The organism is Citreimonas salinaria, assembly GCF_900107235.1.
Taxonomy (GTDB): domain Bacteria; phylum Pseudomonadota; class Alphaproteobacteria; order Rhodobacterales; family Rhodobacteraceae; genus Citreimonas; species Citreimonas salinaria.
On sequence record NZ_FNPF01000001.1, the window covers coordinates 204,713 to 218,249 of the forward strand.

Consider the following 13,537-nt stretch of genomic DNA (forward strand, 5'->3'; position numbering starts at 1 on the left):
CGAGCAGCAGCGCGTGATCGTCTCGCAACGCACCGATCCCGGGCGGCATTTCTGAAGCCGCGCCGATACCGGCCGCCGGAAAGACGACGGTTTCCGCCGGATGGATGCGCGACTCCGGCACGCTCCGGAGATGTAGCACAACCCGGAGGCGGCCCTCCGGAACGCGTTCTTCGCCCTCGTGCAGATCCTCGACCATCTCGGCCGGCTTCGCCACAAGACCGCCGGCGCGGGGAGACGCCGCGCATTTCGCGACGTCTCGATCACATTGCTCAGGTGCGGCGCTTTCCCAGGTCCTTGCGCTCCGCCTCGTCCTTCGCGCGGTCGCCGACGCGGCGCGCCGCGTCCTCGGCTTCCTCGCGCACGGCCGATGCCGCGCTGCCTGCAGTCTGATCGGCGGCGTCCCGCTTCTCCTCGGCAACCTTCTTTGCCTCGTCGGCTGCGGCACCGACGACGGACTTGGCCTTCTCGCTCTCTTCACGGAAGATCCGCTCGGCCTCGTCCATCAGGGCGTCGCTGTGTTCGCCCAGGTAGCGATCCTCCATGCGCGACCGCGGCAGGCCCCCGGCCAGCGCGGCACCGATCGCAAGCGCGATCGCACCCGCGACCAGCGGCTGGTCCTCGTAGAAGTCGGACGCCTTGTCGAAGCCGCGGCGCGCACTGCGCGAAGCGGAATCGCGCGCCTCGAGGGCGCGGCGCCGCGCACGGACAACGCGGTCGCGGGCGTCCGCGCTCATCTTCTCGGTGCCGCGCGACAGGCGCGCCTGCATGCGGTCAGCCCGAGCGCGTGCGGCCGCGGCGCGGGCCTTGGCGCCCGAGCGTGCCTTCTGCGCGCTGCCCGAGAGGGACGACTTGGCGCGACCCGCCGCATCCTTGGCCTGACCCGCCGCATCCTTGGCACGCCCTGCAGCGTCGGACGCACGATCACCGACGCCGGGACCGCTGGTGTGGTGGTGGTCATCGTCGTCGAGGTGGTCGAAATCGGCCGGCGTCACGAACTCGTCCGGATCGGGATAAACCCAGTCGGGACCTGCCCCAGGCTTCGTGGCGGCCGCACGCTCGGTGTGCGTGGTGTGCGGCGTGAACGCGGCCGGCTCGGTGTGCTCGGGATACTCGGTGTGCCGCGTCGACGAGAAGCGCCGATCCGCGACCGGATCACGGCCCTGCCCGAAGATCAGCCAGCCGAGGCCGATGCCGGTGAGGGCCAGCGCCATCGGGTTCTCCTTGACGGACCGCTGGATCGAGCTGGCGATCTCGCTGCCGTTGTCGCGCAACTGCGTGCCGATCTGGCGCACGACGTAGTCGGTGTCGAACCGGCCCGACAGCTCGCTCAGGGTTTCGTCGAGATCGGACCGCTCGGCCTCGATCTCGCGTTCTATGTCTTTCGAGGAACGGTCACTCATTTCGTGGCCTCCTTAACGGTTTCTGCGTCACGCTGGACGTTGGTTGCGGTGCGCGTCGGGGCAAGGCTGCGGGCCTTCAGCGCCTTCTTGGCGCTGGACAGCAGGATGAAGGCGATGATCGCGAAGATGACCGCCACGATCAGCGACGCCCAGCCCGTCCCGATGCCGAAGAGATTGACGAACAAGGCGACGAGGGCGGCCGAGATCCCGTTCAGCGCCACGATCCCGAAAGCCAGTGCCGCGGCCAGCGAAACCAACGCGCCCACGGCCTTGTTCATGTTCTCGCTGACCTCGGTGCGGGCCAGATCGACCTCGCGCCGCACCAGCGTCGACACTTGGGTCAGTGCCTCGCGCACCAGATCCAGGGTGGATTGCGCCTGTGGCGGCGTTTCGGAGGTATGCGCGTTGTTGTTGTCGTTGGTCGCCATTACGAATTTCCTCCGGTCCTGGGGGTGCCGGCCGGTGCTGCCGGGCTTGCCGGTGCGGTCGTCGGCGCCGGAGCCGGTGCAGGTGCGGCCGTGGGCGTGCCGGACCGGCGATCGAAGTCTTCGTGGCCCGAGCGATGGCTGCTTGCCTTGGCGAATCGCGCAGCGGCGAAGCCCAGCAGCACGGCGCCGCCGAGGAAGGCGATCGGGTTGCGGCGCGCGAAATGGTTCGCGTCGCTCACCAGTTCCCCGAGGTCCTTGCGGTTGAAGCCTTCCGAGGCATCGGCCAGCGCATCGGCGATCTGGCCGAAGGTGCGTTCCTGCGGAGACCCGTCGCGGCTTGCCTCGGCGGCCTTGCGCAGTGCCTGCGCCACGTCTCCCGCCTCGGACGCGATCCGGCTCTGGGCTTCCTCGGCCTGGTGGCCGGCCTCGTCCTTGACGGTGTCATAGGCCTGCTGGCCCGCCTGGCGCGCGTCTTCGGCCAAGCCCTTGGCCTGGCGCCGGGCCTCCTCGGACCCTTTTCGATTGGTATCGTCAGTCATGTCGGCATTCCTTTCTGAAACTCGCGTCTGCGGAAGACGCCGCTCGGTTGGATGTGCGTCTTGCACTAAGAACCGGCCGATTAGTGCCAGGTTCCCATGGCAAGGGAGGCGCACGCATCACGGGCCAGTTCCTGCGCAGGGCTACCCTCGGGGCGTCCGTCCGATCGTATTGGCCTTCGCCGCCCCTCGGCCGCCCTTTGGACGCGGTTTTCCGGTGGTCGTGTCCTCACCGGTTTGGTGCTCCATCTCCGAGTTGAGCTCCGCCCCCGGCAGCACGATGAACGGGCACGCCTGTGGATCATAGGCGACAGGAATCCCATCGGCAGTGGCGAGGTTGTCGAACCAGAGTGATCCGGCCCCCACTGGATTGGTGAAAACGCGCATCCGGGACAAGTTCCTCGTGTATCTCTGGAGGCACGACGTATGACGGCTTCGAAGGATGCGGCGATTGCCGGACGGATGTCGGGGGACCAGATGTCCTGTTATTTGGCGCTCTCCAACTTCGATTTCGCTTTGTCATCCGTCCGCGCGACCGCCCGCAGCGTTCGGGGATTCCGGCGCAGTTGACGGGCCGGCGGCGCCGCGGGCACGCGACGCTCCTCGCCGCGCGACCGGCTTCCGCGGCCGGTCCCCTGCCCAGGGCGAAGCGTAGCGGTCGATCAGGAAGCTCGTCGCGCCATGGATGAGCGCGGACGCGAAGATCGTATAGGCGACCAGCGCCCAGATCTGATCTTCGTTGATGAACTCCATGTGCCCCGTCGCGTAGCCCACGTAATAGACCGAGCCGATCCCGCGCACCCCGAAGAAGCCGACGATCAGACGATCACGCGAAGACAGGCCCGTTCGCAGGAGCGACAGCCAACCCACCAGCGGCCGGATGACCAGCAGCAGGCCGAAGCCGATCAACGTGTGCGTCCAGTCAAGCACCGGCCACAGCGCCGGAAGGATGCTTCCCAGCATCACCAGCAGGATCGCCGTCAGCGCGTGCTCGACGGCTTCGCTGAACGCGTGCAGGCGTTTGTGGAAATGGTGCTTCTCCTGCACGCGGCGGCAGATCAGGCCCGCGGTGAAGGCGCCGATGAAGCCATAGCCCTCGGCAAGCTCGACGACGCCGTAGCACACAAGGACCGCCCCGAGGGCGAGGACGCCGGGTCCGCTCTTCTCGATCGCGCGGCTGCCCCAGGTGGAGAAGAGGGCGCGGCCGAGCAGCCAGCCGATCAGCGCGCCGACCGCCGCGCCGACCGCGATCCGGTAGAGCAGGTCGCGCAACACCCATTCGGCGAGCCAGGCCGAGGGATCGGCACCCTGCGCGGCGACGATCAGACCGAGGTAGACGAACGGAAACGCAAGCCCGTCGTTCAGCCCGGCCTCGGCAGTCAGCGTGAAGCGCACCGGATGCTCGTTTCCCTCGAGCGGCGGCCCGACCTGCACGTCACCGGCCAGCACCGGATCGGTGGGCGACAGGACCGCCCCCAGAAGGATCGCGCCGGCGATCGTCATGCCCGCCATCGCCCATCCCAGCAACGCAAGGGCCGCGATCGTGAGCGGCATGGCGATCAGCAGCAGGCGCACCGTCGGGCGCCAGCGGCTCCAGCTGCTGACGTTGTCGATCCTGAGTCCGGTCGCGAACAGCACCACGATCACCGCGATCTCGCTGGTGATCTCCCAGATGCGGGGCGAGGCCGTCGGGTCGAGTGCCGCCGGCATGCCGGGAACGAAGGCGAAGGCCAGCAGTCCGAGGATCATCAGGATCGCAGAGGAGGATGCCGCGCGCAGGATCGCGACGCGCGGCAGGAGATAGGCGACGAACACCGAGCCTCCGATCGCGGCCATCAGGACATGCGTCGGCGACAATCCGAAGAATGGCTCGGCTTCGGACATTCGTGCGCTCTCCCTGCGGCGTTGGAATAGAACCCGCGTGTTGCTGCACAGTTGCACCCGCTGGAAACGATTCACCGGTCCGAGCGCGCCTGCCGGATCATTAAGAGAGACCACATCCTGCTGATCCGCAGCAATCTCGGACCGTCGGAACCGAGATTGATCTCAAACATGCAGGGCCCGTGGCCGTGGGGTTGTCCGCTTTGGTCGCCTTGCTACGCCTGCCACGCTGCGCAGCCGCAAGTCCGCTTTCGCCCTTCCTGCAGGTGCCTTCGCAGCCGCGGCAGAAGTCCCGCGGGAGCAGCGAAGGGCCGGAGCGTCCCGCACGTCGGACCTTCTGGAGATGAACGATGCTGCGCCGTAGCGGCTGACCATTTTACAGCAGTTCGGCGACGCGCGCGTGGAGCTTCAGCTAAGCGAGCGGCAGGGCGTCAGACATTCGCACTGCGACCGAACCGCGATCGCAGGCGACTGATTGCCAGTCACTTCCGCCCCGATCGTCGTGCCACGGCCCAAAATCTGGAGCACCAAGATCGCCCCGTTTCTTGGATGCGTCCCAGAAACACCTGAGAGAAGGAAATAGCAAAGGGCCCCGCAGGGCCCTTGTTTTATTGGTCGGAGTGAGAGGATTCGAACCTCCGGCCCCTGCCTCCCGAAGACAGTGCTCTACCAGGCTGAGCTACACTCCGACCGTTCGCGCCGTCTAGACGAGGGCGGGCGCTTTGACAAGCCTCATTCGTCGCCCCTTGCGCGCCGCCGCATCAGGCGCATCAGCTGTCCCACCCGCGGCGCCGTCGCGGTCTCGAACCGGGTGCGCGAGCGCAGGACCGGGCGGTTGCGCGATGCCGCCCGCCCGGACTCGCGCATCAGGATGTATAGCCCGGACCCGATCACGATCGCCGCGCCGACCAGCGTCCACAGGTCCGGCACCTCGTCGAAGAACAGCGCGCCGTACAGCGTCGCCCACAGGATCTGCGAGTACTGCATCGGCGCCACGATCACCGCCTCGGCCGACTTGTAGGCCGCGATCACCAGGCTCGACGCGACGAAGGCCAGCGCCGCCATCAGCGCCAGCCCGCCCAGGTGCTCGACCGGCATCGGGACGTAGACGAAGGGCAGGATCGCCGCCATCAGCGCGAAGTTGGCCAGCAGCGGGTACAGCAGCAGCACCACGTCGCGCTCGTCCTGGCCGATCTTGCGCACGATGATCGACGCCGTCGCGCTGCTGAACGCCGCGGCCAAGGCCGCAAGGTGGCCCAGCGACAGTTCCGTGGCGCCGGGCCGCAACACCACCAGCACGCCGACCAGCCCCACGATCACCGCCGCCCAGCGCCGCAGGCGCACCGATTCGCCCAGGATCGGGATCGACAGCACCGTGATGATAAGCGGCGAGGCGAACAGGATCGCGTAGACCTGCGCCAGCGGCAGCGCCGAGAAGGCGTAGAACGCGCAGACCCCGGTGATCACCGCCGCCGCCGTGCGCAGCGCGGTCCACCACGGCCTGACCGGGCGCAGGTGTCCGGGCCGCGCGTCGCGGATCAGCATCACCGTCACCAGCGGAAACCCGAACAGGACCGAGAAGAACACGATCTGGAAAGGGCTGTAGCTGCCGCCCAGCCACTTCACGATCACGTCGTGGGCCGAGTAGACGCCGAAGGACATCAGCGCGAATACCGCGCCTCTCGCGTTCGGGGACATGCTTGCGCTCCGGTGGTATCGCTGTCGGCGGTAGACCCGGCGGCCGTAGTGCGCAAGGGGGCGCGCAAGGGGCAGGGCCGCGAATTCGTCACGCGGCGGCCTTGGGCCGGCGCGGTTTCGCGGGCAGTGTGGCGGCGCTGGCGAAGGGCGGGGCATGGAAACGGACGCAACCGCGGTGGACGCGGTCCTGATCGGGCGGAACGAGGGCGCGCGCCTCGTCGCGGCGTTGGACTCGCTGCGCGGGCAGGTGCGCCGCGTGGTCTACGTCGATTCCGGCTCGGCCGACGGCAGCGTCGCCGCGGCCGAAGCGGCGGGCGCGACCGTGGTCCGGCTGGACCGCTCCGCGCCCTTCAGCGCCGCGCGCGGCCGCAATGCCGGCTTCGCCGCGCTGGACGCGCCCGGGCTGGTCCTGTTCATCGACGGCGATTGCGCGCTGGTCCCCGGCTTCGTCGACGCCGCGCGGGCGCGACTGGCACAGGACCCGCGCCTCGGCCTCGTCACCGGCTGGCGAGAGGAAGTCCGCCCCGGCGCCTCGCTCTACAACCGTCTGTGCGACTGGGAATGGCACCGCCCGGCCGGGCCGATCACCTCGTGCGGCGGCGACATCCTCGTGCGGGCCGGGGCGTGGCGGTCGGTGGACGGCCAGCGCCCCGACCTCATCGCCGGCGAGGACGAGGAATTCTGCCTGCGGCTCGCCAGCGCCGGATGGAGGCTGGAACGCCTGCCCCTCGCCGTGACGCGCCACGACGCCGCGATGACGCGCTTCAGCCAATGGTGGCGCCGCGCGACCCGCGCCGGCCACGCCTTCGCGCAGGTGGGCAGGCTCCACCCCCGGCACTGGCGGGCCGAGCGGCGGCGCGTGCTGTTCTGGGCCTTGATCCTGCCGGCGGCGATCCTGCTGGCCGTCACGGTCTCGCCCTGGCTCGCCGTCCTGCTGGCCCTCGCCTACCCCGTCAGCGGCTTTCGCATCGCCGCGATGCTGCGCCGCGACGGCGTGCCGGCACGCAACGTGCCTGCGCTGGCCGCGCTCCTGGTCCTGTCGAAGTGTCCGAACCTGCTGGGCATGGCGACCTTCTGGACACGCCGCCTGCGCGGGCGCGCCATGACGCTGATCGAATACAAGTAGGCCCGCGAGACGTCTCGCGGGCCCGGGGCAATCCCTAACGGTTGCCTAATGCGTCTCTGTAACCCATTGATTTCTGGTACCCGCGGCCATGTCCCACCGTGGGACACGGCCGAACGGGCATCAAAGCCCCGCCTGCAGCGCCTCGACCACCGCATCGCCCATCTCGGCCGTGCTCAAGGGCGTGACACCCTCCTCGCCCAGCAGGTCGGCGGTGCGCTTGCCGTCGGCCAGCACCTTCTCGACCGCCTTCTCCAGCCGGTCTGCCTCGTCCCCCAGGTCGAAGGAATAGCGCAGCGCCATGGCGAAGCTGAGGATGCAGGCGATCGGGTTGGCCTTGCCCTGCCCCGCGATGTCCGGCGCCGAGCCATGCACCGGCTCGTACAGCGCCTTGGGCCGGCCGTTGGCCATCGGCGCGCCCAGCGACGCGGAGGGCAGCATGCCGAGGCTGCCGGTCAGCATCGCCGCAAGGTCCGACAGCAGGTCGCCGAACAGGTTGTCGGTCACGATCACGTCGAACTGCTTGGGCCAGCGGGTCAGCTGCATGGCACCGGCGTCGGCGTACATGTGGCTCAGCTCGACCTCGGGGTAGTCCTTGCCGACCTCGGTCACCACCTCGCGCCACAGCACGCCGGATTCCATGACGTTGGCCTTCTCCATCGAGCACAGCTTCTTGTTGCGCTTCATCGCCAGTTCGAAGGCCGAGCGCGCCACGCGGTCGATCTCGGACTCGGTGTAGCGCTGGGTGTTGATGCCGACGCGTTCGTTGCCTTCCTCGATGATGCCGCGCGGCTCGCCGAAGTAGACCCCCGAGGTCAGCTCGCGCACGATCATGATGTCGAGGCCCGCGACCACGTCCTTCTTCAGCGACGAGAAATCCGCCAGCGCATCGAAGCACTGCGCCGGGCGCAGGTTGGCGAACAGGTCCATCTCCTTGCGCAGGCGCAGCAGGCCGCGCTCGGGCTTCACGCTGAAGTCGAGCTTGTCGTATTTCGGCCCGCCCACGGCGCCCAGCAGCACCGCGTCGACCTCTTGCGCCTTCGCCATCGTCGCGTCCGTCAGCGGCGTGCCATGCGCGTCGTAGGCGCAGCCGCCGACCAGGTCCTCGGTCACGTCGAAGGTGATGCCGCGCGCCGTCCCGTACCAGTCGATGATCTTGCGGACCTCGGCCATGACCTCGGGGCCGATGCCGTCCCCCGGCAGGACAAGAAGCGAACGGTCGGTCATGGCACTCTCCTTTTCGTGACGCCGCTTGGCGTAGCGTCCGGTGAACCGGGGGTCAATGGCGGGCGTTGGCGTGGAGACCTATCACAGACAACGCAACGACGAAGGAGAGACCATGCTCACGCCAGGCCAACCCGTGCCCGCCCTCACCGTGTCCACGCTGGACGACAACCGCTTCGACACCACGCGCGACCTGGGCGAGAACGGCGCGCTGGTGGTGTTCTACCGCGGCGCCCACTGCCCGAAGTGCAAGGAGCAGCTCAAGGAGATCGCCGGCGCCGCGAAGAAGGCCGAGGAGATGGGCCTGGCCCTGCTGCTGGCCAGCGGCGACGACAACCGCAAGGCGAAGGCGATGGCCGAGGAAACCGGCGTCGAGCCGCGTCACGTGGGCTACGATCTGACCATGACCCAGGCCCGCGACTGGGGGCTGTGGATCTCGACCGCGCGCGAGGGCTCGGAAGAACCGACGCTCTTCGCCGAGCCGGGGGTCTTCCACATCCTGCCCGACGGCACGCTCTACGCCGCGTGGCTGCAGTCGCATCCCTTCGCGCGCCCGGCCTTCGACGACATCCTGGGCGCCGTGCAGTTCCGGCTGGACAAGGACTATCCCGCGCGCGGCCAATACACCGGCCCGCTGGCCGAGCATGACGGCGGCGTCAAGCTCGAGGCGCCGGACGGCCCGAACGCGCAGGCCTACGGCAACACCAGCACCGCCGACTGATCAGGGCCGGACCACGTCCACCCAGACCAGCCCGTGCGGGCCCGCATCTTCGGCCGGCGGCGTCACGCCCTGCGCGACCACGCGCAGGGCCACGTCCGGCAGGACGTAGGACACGCGCATCGGCCCGGTGCTGTCCCATGTGGCGGTGACGGCGCCGGGCTGCGGGTCCTGCAGGCGGGGATGGTCCAGCACGGCGCGCACCGCGTCGTGCCATCCTTCGCCCGCGACCGGGTCGAGGTTCAGGTTGCCGATCAGCGCGACGGGCCCGGAAGGGGCCTCGGGACCGGTCAGGATGTGTGTCCAGAACAGGACCTCGTCGCGGTTGCGCCGGCCGTTGCGGTCCTCGGGGCCGTCGAAGACCGGCGGCGTCGCGCCGACCGTCAGCAGCGTCAGCGCGCCTGTAGGCGCGTCCACGGCAATCGCCCAAAACGCCGTGCTGGCCAGCCGCTGGATGTCAGGTGCCGGATCGTCCGCACCGATCGCGCTGTCCGGCACGTCCTTCCAAAGCACCGCCGAATGGTCGGCCGCCATCCGCAGCGGGTGGCGCGACAGGATCGCCTGCCCGCCCTGCCCAGAAAACCAGCCATAGCCTTGCGCGTCCCGCGGCCCGCCCAGGTATCCGTCGCCGTCGAGGTCGCGCCCCGTCGGCATACCGGTGTTGGGTCGCGCGACGAACAGGTGCGGATAGTCCAGCCCCCGCGCCGCCAGCGCCTCGGCGACGGCGCCCAGCGTCACGGCCCCAGCGTCGAAGTCGAAGTCGGTCAGGACCAGCACGTCGGGCGCGGCTTCGGCGATCGTGTCGAACGCCGCGAGCGGCGGGTCGCGCGACAGGTCGCGCAGCAGCAGGCCGGGCCCCTTGCGGCTGAAGTCGCCCGCCCACGTGGCCAGGCGCAGCGCCTCGGCCCGTGCCGGCGCCGGCGCGCCGGCCACAAGCACGGCCAGCGTACCGGCCAGAGCCGCGATCAGGCGGCGTGCAGTTCGGCCTGCCGGTAGGCGCGGCGGCGCTTTGCGGCGATCAGATCGGCGATGCGCATCAGCGCGACCCCGCGCATGATCAAGGCGGCCGGAAGGATACCCCATAGCGAAATGACCCAGATGGCGGTCTGCGGATCGGCCAGCCTCAGCAGCGACGGGCCGGAAGGCACAAGCTGCAGCGCGGCCGGGATCAGGAATGGCAGCAGGAATCCTAAGGCCACGTTAACGTGCGCGTCCCGCTCGAACCGCCGCAGGATGTCGCCGCCGGCGGTCGGGTCGACCATCGGCAGGTTGACCCAGACGTTGAACGGCCCGTGCGCCAGCGGCCACCGGGCCAGGCGCAACACCACCGCGAAGATCACCAGCGCAGCCAGCGACAGGCCGTAGGCGAGCCCCGCGGCGGCGCGCAGCGCGGCGTGGTCGGCCGCCGGTACCGTATCGGAGATCACCAGCACCATCAGCCGCACCGGCGAGAACGGGAAATCCAGCGCGTCGCCCAGCCACGCGCCGGGAACCGCGCCGCCCGGCGTGCCGCGACAGGCCAGCGTCACCGCCAGCACGATCGCGAACGCCATGGCGAAGCGCAGCCGGTTGTAAGGCGCCGCGTTGCGGAACTCGATGAACGACGGGTAGGACGAACGGTATTCGACGAAGACCAGCGCCCCCGCGATCAGCCCCAGCAGCGCGACCATCTGCGTCATCTCGGCGTCGCCGCGCGGCAGCAGAAGGCCCGGCGTCGCGATCAGCGAAGCCACGAGAAGCGCGCGAAAGAAGGCCCGGAACCCTTGCCCGATCACATGCATTTGCCCATCCTGTCCGGCCGAACGCGATGCATCGTCGTGCCCCGTCCCGGACGCACGCCCGAAAATCGGGCGGCTGCCACATTCTTGCCCCATTTTGGCCGGGATGCCGCCTTGGTGGCAATGCGCGCGCAGGCACAGACCCGACCGGACAAGCAAAAAACGCAGCAATGGTGCGGGCTTGCATCAGAAAGGCATTAACCTTCCACGCAAGCGAGACGTCGTCGGAGCAGGCGCAACCCAGACGTGTAACGCCCACTCCGAAGGCTATTTGAGGTGACCTGGCGTCACACCCAAGGGCGCGATTGCGCCGCCTTCGCTTCGAACGACTCGATGGCCGGCGCCTTCTCGAGGCTCAGCGCGATGTCGTCCAGCCCGTTGAGCAGGCAGTGCTTGCGGAACGGGTCGATGTCGAAATGGAACGTCTCGCCGTCCGAGCTGGTGACCGTCTGCGCCTCGAGATCGACTGTCATCCGCGCGTTCGCGCCCTTCTCGGCGTCCTTCATCAGCACGTCGACCGCCTCGCGCGGCAGCACGATGGGCAGCAGGCCGTTCTTGAAGCAGTTGTTGTAGAAGATGTCGGCATAGCTGGTCGAGACGATCGCGCGGATGCCGAAATCCTTGAGCGCCCAGGGCGCATGCTCGCGCGAGGACCCGCAGCCGAAATTGTCGCCCGCGACCAGGATCTGCGCCTCGCGGTATTGCGGCTGGTTCAGCACGAAGTCGGGCACCTCGTTGCCCGCATCGTCATAGCGCATGTCGGCGAAGGCGTGCTTGCCCAGCCCGGTGCGCTTGATCGTCTTCAGGAACTGCTTGGGGATGATCATGTCGGTGTCGATGTTGACCAGCGGCATGGGCGCCGCGATCCCGGTGAGCGTCTCGAACTTGTCCATCGTCTCTATCCTCGGATGGGCCGGCCGTGCCGGCGCTGGAACTGGTTGCAGTCGGATCCGTTGATTTCCCGAAGCTGCACAGGAGGTCAGGTTTGCCGTATCGCAAGGGAACCCGCGTCGAATGGAACTGGGGCCAGGGCACCGCCAGCGGTCAGGTCGTGACGCGCTACACCGACCCCGTCACGCTCACGATCAAGGGCAGCGAGGTCACGCGCGACGCCGACGAGGACAACCCCGCCTACCGCATCGAGCAATGCGACGGCGCCGAGGTGCTCAAGTCCGAAAGCGAACTTCGCCGCCCGTCCTGACCGCCCCCGGCGCCGCATCGCTCAGGCCGGCTCCGGCACGGGCTGCATCAGCTCGCGCACGTCGGTGATCCGGCCGGTGACCGCCGCCGCCGCCGCCATCGCCGGGCTCATCAGGTGGGTGCGCCCGCCGCGGCCCTGACGGCCCTCGAAGTTGCGGTTCGACGTCGCGGCACAGCGCTCGCCCGGCGCCAACTGGTCGGGGTTCATCGCAAGGCACATCGAGCAGCCCGCCAGCCGCCATTCAAAGCCGGCCTTCTGGAAGATCTCGGCCAGGCCCTCTTCCTCGGCCTGCGCGCGGACGAGGCCGGAGCCCGGCACCACCATCGCCCGCATGCCTTCCTTGATCTTGCGACCCTTCAGCACGGCGGCCGCGGCGCGCAGATCCTCGATCCGGCCGTTGGTGCAGGACCCGATGAACACCGTATCGATGGCGATGTCCTGCAGCTTCGTGCCCGGCGTCAGCGCCATGTAGTCCAGCGCTCGCTTCGCCGCGTCGACCTTGCCGCCCTGGAAATCGTCGGGCGAGGGCACGGACGCCGTGACCGGCAGCGCATCCTCGGGCGAGGTGCCCCAGGTCACGGTGGGGGCGATATCCTCGCCGCGGATGGTCACGACCTTGTCCCAATGCGCGTCCTCGTCCGAGAACAGCGTCTTCCACCAGGCCAGCGCGGCCTCCCACTGAGCCCCTTTCGGTGCGTGCGGGCGGCCCTTCACGTATTCGTACGTCGTCTCGTCCGGCGCGATCAGACCCGCGCGCGCGCCGCCCTCGATCGCCATGTTGCAGATCGTCATCCGGCCTTCCATCGACAGGCTGCGGATCGCCTCGCCGCAATACTCGATGACGTGGCCGGTGCCGCCCGCCGTGCCGGTGCGCGCGATGATGTTCAGCACGATGTCCTTGGCCGTCACGCCGGGCGCAAGCTGCCCGGTGATCTCGACCTTCATGTTCTTCGACTTCGAGCTGATCAGCGTCTGCGTCGCCAGCACGTGCTCGACCTCGGAGGTGCCGATGCCGTGCGCCAGCGCGCCGAAGGCGCCGTGCGTCGCGGTATGGCTGTCGCCGCAGACGATGGTCATGCCCGGCAGCGTCCAACCCTGCTCGGGGCCGATGATGTGCACGATGCCCTGCCGCACGTCCGACACCGGGTAATAGACCAGGTCGAACTCCTTGGCGTTGCGGTCCAGCGCCTCAACCTGGATGCGGCTTTCCTCGTTCATGCCGCCCTTCAGGCGGTCGGCGGTCGTGGGCACATTGTGATCCGGCACCGCGATCGTCTTGTCGGGCGCGTGCACGCGGCGCCCCGCCAGCCTCAGCCCCTCGAAGGCCTGCGGGCTTGTGACCTCGTGCACGAGGTGGCGGTCGATATACAGAAGGACGGTGCCGTCGTCGTCCTGCTGGACCACGTGGGCATCCCAGATCTTGTCGTAAAGCGTCTTGGCGGACATCGGTCGTCTCCACGGAAACTGTCGGTTGATCTGTCGGTCTCGGGCGAACCGGACTAACGCATGCAGCACCCGGCCGCGCGCCGGGCGCGCCTCATAGCCGCGCC

At 68.8% G+C, this 13,537-nt stretch carries 13 protein-coding genes and 1 tRNA gene; 3 read left to right on the forward strand and 11 right to left on the reverse strand.

What is annotated here, in order from left to right:
- Window positions 1–269 precede the first annotated feature (269 nt).
- From BLW27_RS00960 to BLW27_RS00990, 6 genes are all read right to left on the reverse strand, one after another.
- A complete protein-coding gene (locus BLW27_RS00960; RefSeq protein ID WP_089877845.1) occupies window positions 270–1,400 on the reverse strand; it encodes a DUF3618 domain-containing protein in 1,131 nt (376 codons plus the stop codon).
- Complete coding sequence (locus BLW27_RS00965; RefSeq protein ID WP_089877847.1) at window positions 1,397–1,828, reverse strand: phage holin family protein; 432 nt, start codon at window positions 1,826–1,828, stop codon at window positions 1,397–1,399. The genes BLW27_RS00960 and BLW27_RS00965 overlap by 4 nt, the downstream gene beginning before the upstream one ends.
- A complete protein-coding gene (locus BLW27_RS00970; protein ID WP_089877850.1) occupies window positions 1,828–2,367 on the reverse strand; it encodes a hypothetical protein in 540 nt (179 codons plus the stop codon). Before BLW27_RS00970 ends, BLW27_RS00965 begins: the two co-directional genes overlap by 1 nt.
- A gap of 516 nt (window positions 2,368–2,883) precedes the next feature.
- On the reverse strand, window positions 2,884–4,248 hold the full coding sequence (locus BLW27_RS00980) for a cation:proton antiporter (protein ID WP_089877856.1): 1,365 nt from the start codon (window positions 4,246–4,248) through the stop codon (window positions 2,884–2,886).
- 609 nt (window positions 4,249–4,857) lie between these two features.
- A tRNA-Pro gene (locus tag BLW27_RS00985) sits at window positions 4,858–4,934 on the reverse strand.
- Between the two features lie 43 nt (window positions 4,935–4,977).
- On the reverse strand, window positions 4,978–5,943 hold the full coding sequence (locus BLW27_RS00990; protein ID WP_089877859.1) for a DMT family transporter: 966 nt from the start codon (window positions 5,941–5,943) through the stop codon (window positions 4,978–4,980).
- Window positions 5,944–6,097: 154 nt separating this feature from the next.
- Between BLW27_RS00990 and BLW27_RS00995 the strand changes: the two genes are divergently transcribed.
- Entirely contained in the window at window positions 6,098–7,069 is a 972-nt protein-coding gene (locus BLW27_RS00995) for a glycosyltransferase family 2 protein (RefSeq protein WP_089877862.1), read from the forward strand.
- Between the two features lie 120 nt (window positions 7,070–7,189).
- On the opposite strand, the gene leuB is transcribed toward BLW27_RS00995, so the two are convergent.
- Complete coding sequence (gene leuB, locus BLW27_RS01000) at window positions 7,190–8,293, reverse strand: 3-isopropylmalate dehydrogenase (protein WP_089877865.1); 1,104 nt, start codon at window positions 8,291–8,293, stop codon at window positions 7,190–7,192.
- Window positions 8,294–8,405: 112 nt separating this feature from the next.
- On the opposite strand from leuB, the gene BLW27_RS01005 reads away from it, so the two are divergent.
- Window positions 8,406–9,011 (forward strand): redoxin domain-containing protein, encoded by a 606-nt coding sequence (locus BLW27_RS01005; protein WP_089877868.1) that lies wholly within the window; start codon window positions 8,406–8,408, stop codon window positions 9,009–9,011.
- Here BLW27_RS01005 and BLW27_RS01010 read toward each other — a convergent pair whose 3' ends face one another.
- The 3 genes from BLW27_RS01010 to leuD all read right to left on the reverse strand — a co-directional run bounded on the left by BLW27_RS01010 (window position 9,012) and on the right by leuD (window position 11,679).
- Complete coding sequence (locus tag BLW27_RS01010) at window positions 9,012–9,947, reverse strand: endonuclease/exonuclease/phosphatase family protein (protein WP_245710731.1); 936 nt, start codon at window positions 9,945–9,947, stop codon at window positions 9,012–9,014.
- A 26-nt stretch (window positions 9,948–9,973) separates the two neighbouring features.
- Entirely contained in the window at window positions 9,974–10,789 is an 816-nt protein-coding gene (locus BLW27_RS01015; protein ID WP_089877874.1) for a hypothetical protein, read from the reverse strand.
- A 284-nt stretch (window positions 10,790–11,073) separates the two neighbouring features.
- On the reverse strand, window positions 11,074–11,679 hold the full coding sequence (leuD, locus tag BLW27_RS01020) for a 3-isopropylmalate dehydratase small subunit (protein ID WP_089877876.1): 606 nt from the start codon (window positions 11,677–11,679) through the stop codon (window positions 11,074–11,076).
- Between the two features lie 92 nt (window positions 11,680–11,771).
- On the opposite strand from leuD, the gene BLW27_RS01025 reads away from it, so the two are divergent.
- Window positions 11,772–11,987, forward strand: coding sequence for a hypervirulence associated TUDOR domain-containing protein (locus BLW27_RS01025; RefSeq protein ID WP_089877879.1), 216 nt, complete (start codon window positions 11,772–11,774; stop codon window positions 11,985–11,987).
- Window positions 11,988–12,008: 21 nt separating this feature from the next.
- Here the strand turns inward: BLW27_RS01025 and leuC are convergent, their stop codons facing one another.
- The gene (gene leuC / locus BLW27_RS01030) at window positions 12,009–13,433 is read right to left on the reverse strand and encodes a 3-isopropylmalate dehydratase large subunit (protein WP_089877882.1); all 1,425 of its coding nucleotides are present in this window, start codon (window positions 13,431–13,433) and stop codon (window positions 12,009–12,011) included.
- Window positions 13,434–13,537 lie beyond the last annotated feature (104 nt).

Coding starts and splice junctions, on each gene's coding strand:
- BLW27_RS00990 (WP_089877859.1), bottom strand. CDS start 5,943: ATGTCCCCGAACGCGAGAGGCGCGGTATTCGCGCTGATGTCCTTCGGC.
- BLW27_RS00960 (WP_089877845.1), bottom strand. CDS start 1,400: ATGAGTGACCGTTCCTCGAAAGACATAGAACGCGAGATCGAGGCCGAG.
- BLW27_RS01015 (WP_089877874.1), bottom strand. CDS start 10,789: ATGCATGTGATCGGGCAAGGGTTCCGGGCCTTCTTTCGCGCGCTTCTC.
- leuD (WP_089877876.1), bottom strand. CDS start 11,679: ATGGACAAGTTCGAGACGCTCACCGGGATCGCGGCGCCCATGCCGCTG.
- leuC (WP_089877882.1), bottom strand. CDS start 13,433: ATGTCCGCCAAGACGCTTTACGACAAGATCTGGGATGCCCACGTGGTC.
- leuB (WP_089877865.1), bottom strand. CDS start 8,293: ATGACCGACCGTTCGCTTCTTGTCCTGCCGGGGGACGGCATCGGCCCC.
- BLW27_RS00995 (WP_089877862.1), top strand. CDS start 6,098: ATGGAAACGGACGCAACCGCGGTGGACGCGGTCCTGATCGGGCGGAAC.
- BLW27_RS00970 (WP_089877850.1), bottom strand. CDS start 2,367: ATGACTGACGATACCAATCGAAAAGGGTCCGAGGAGGCCCGGCGCCAG.
- BLW27_RS00965 (WP_089877847.1), bottom strand. CDS start 1,828: ATGGCGACCAACGACAACAACAACGCGCATACCTCCGAAACGCCGCCA.
- BLW27_RS00980 (WP_089877856.1), bottom strand. CDS start 4,248: ATGTCCGAAGCCGAGCCATTCTTCGGATTGTCGCCGACGCATGTCCTG.
- BLW27_RS01005 (WP_089877868.1), top strand. CDS start 8,406: ATGCTCACGCCAGGCCAACCCGTGCCCGCCCTCACCGTGTCCACGCTG.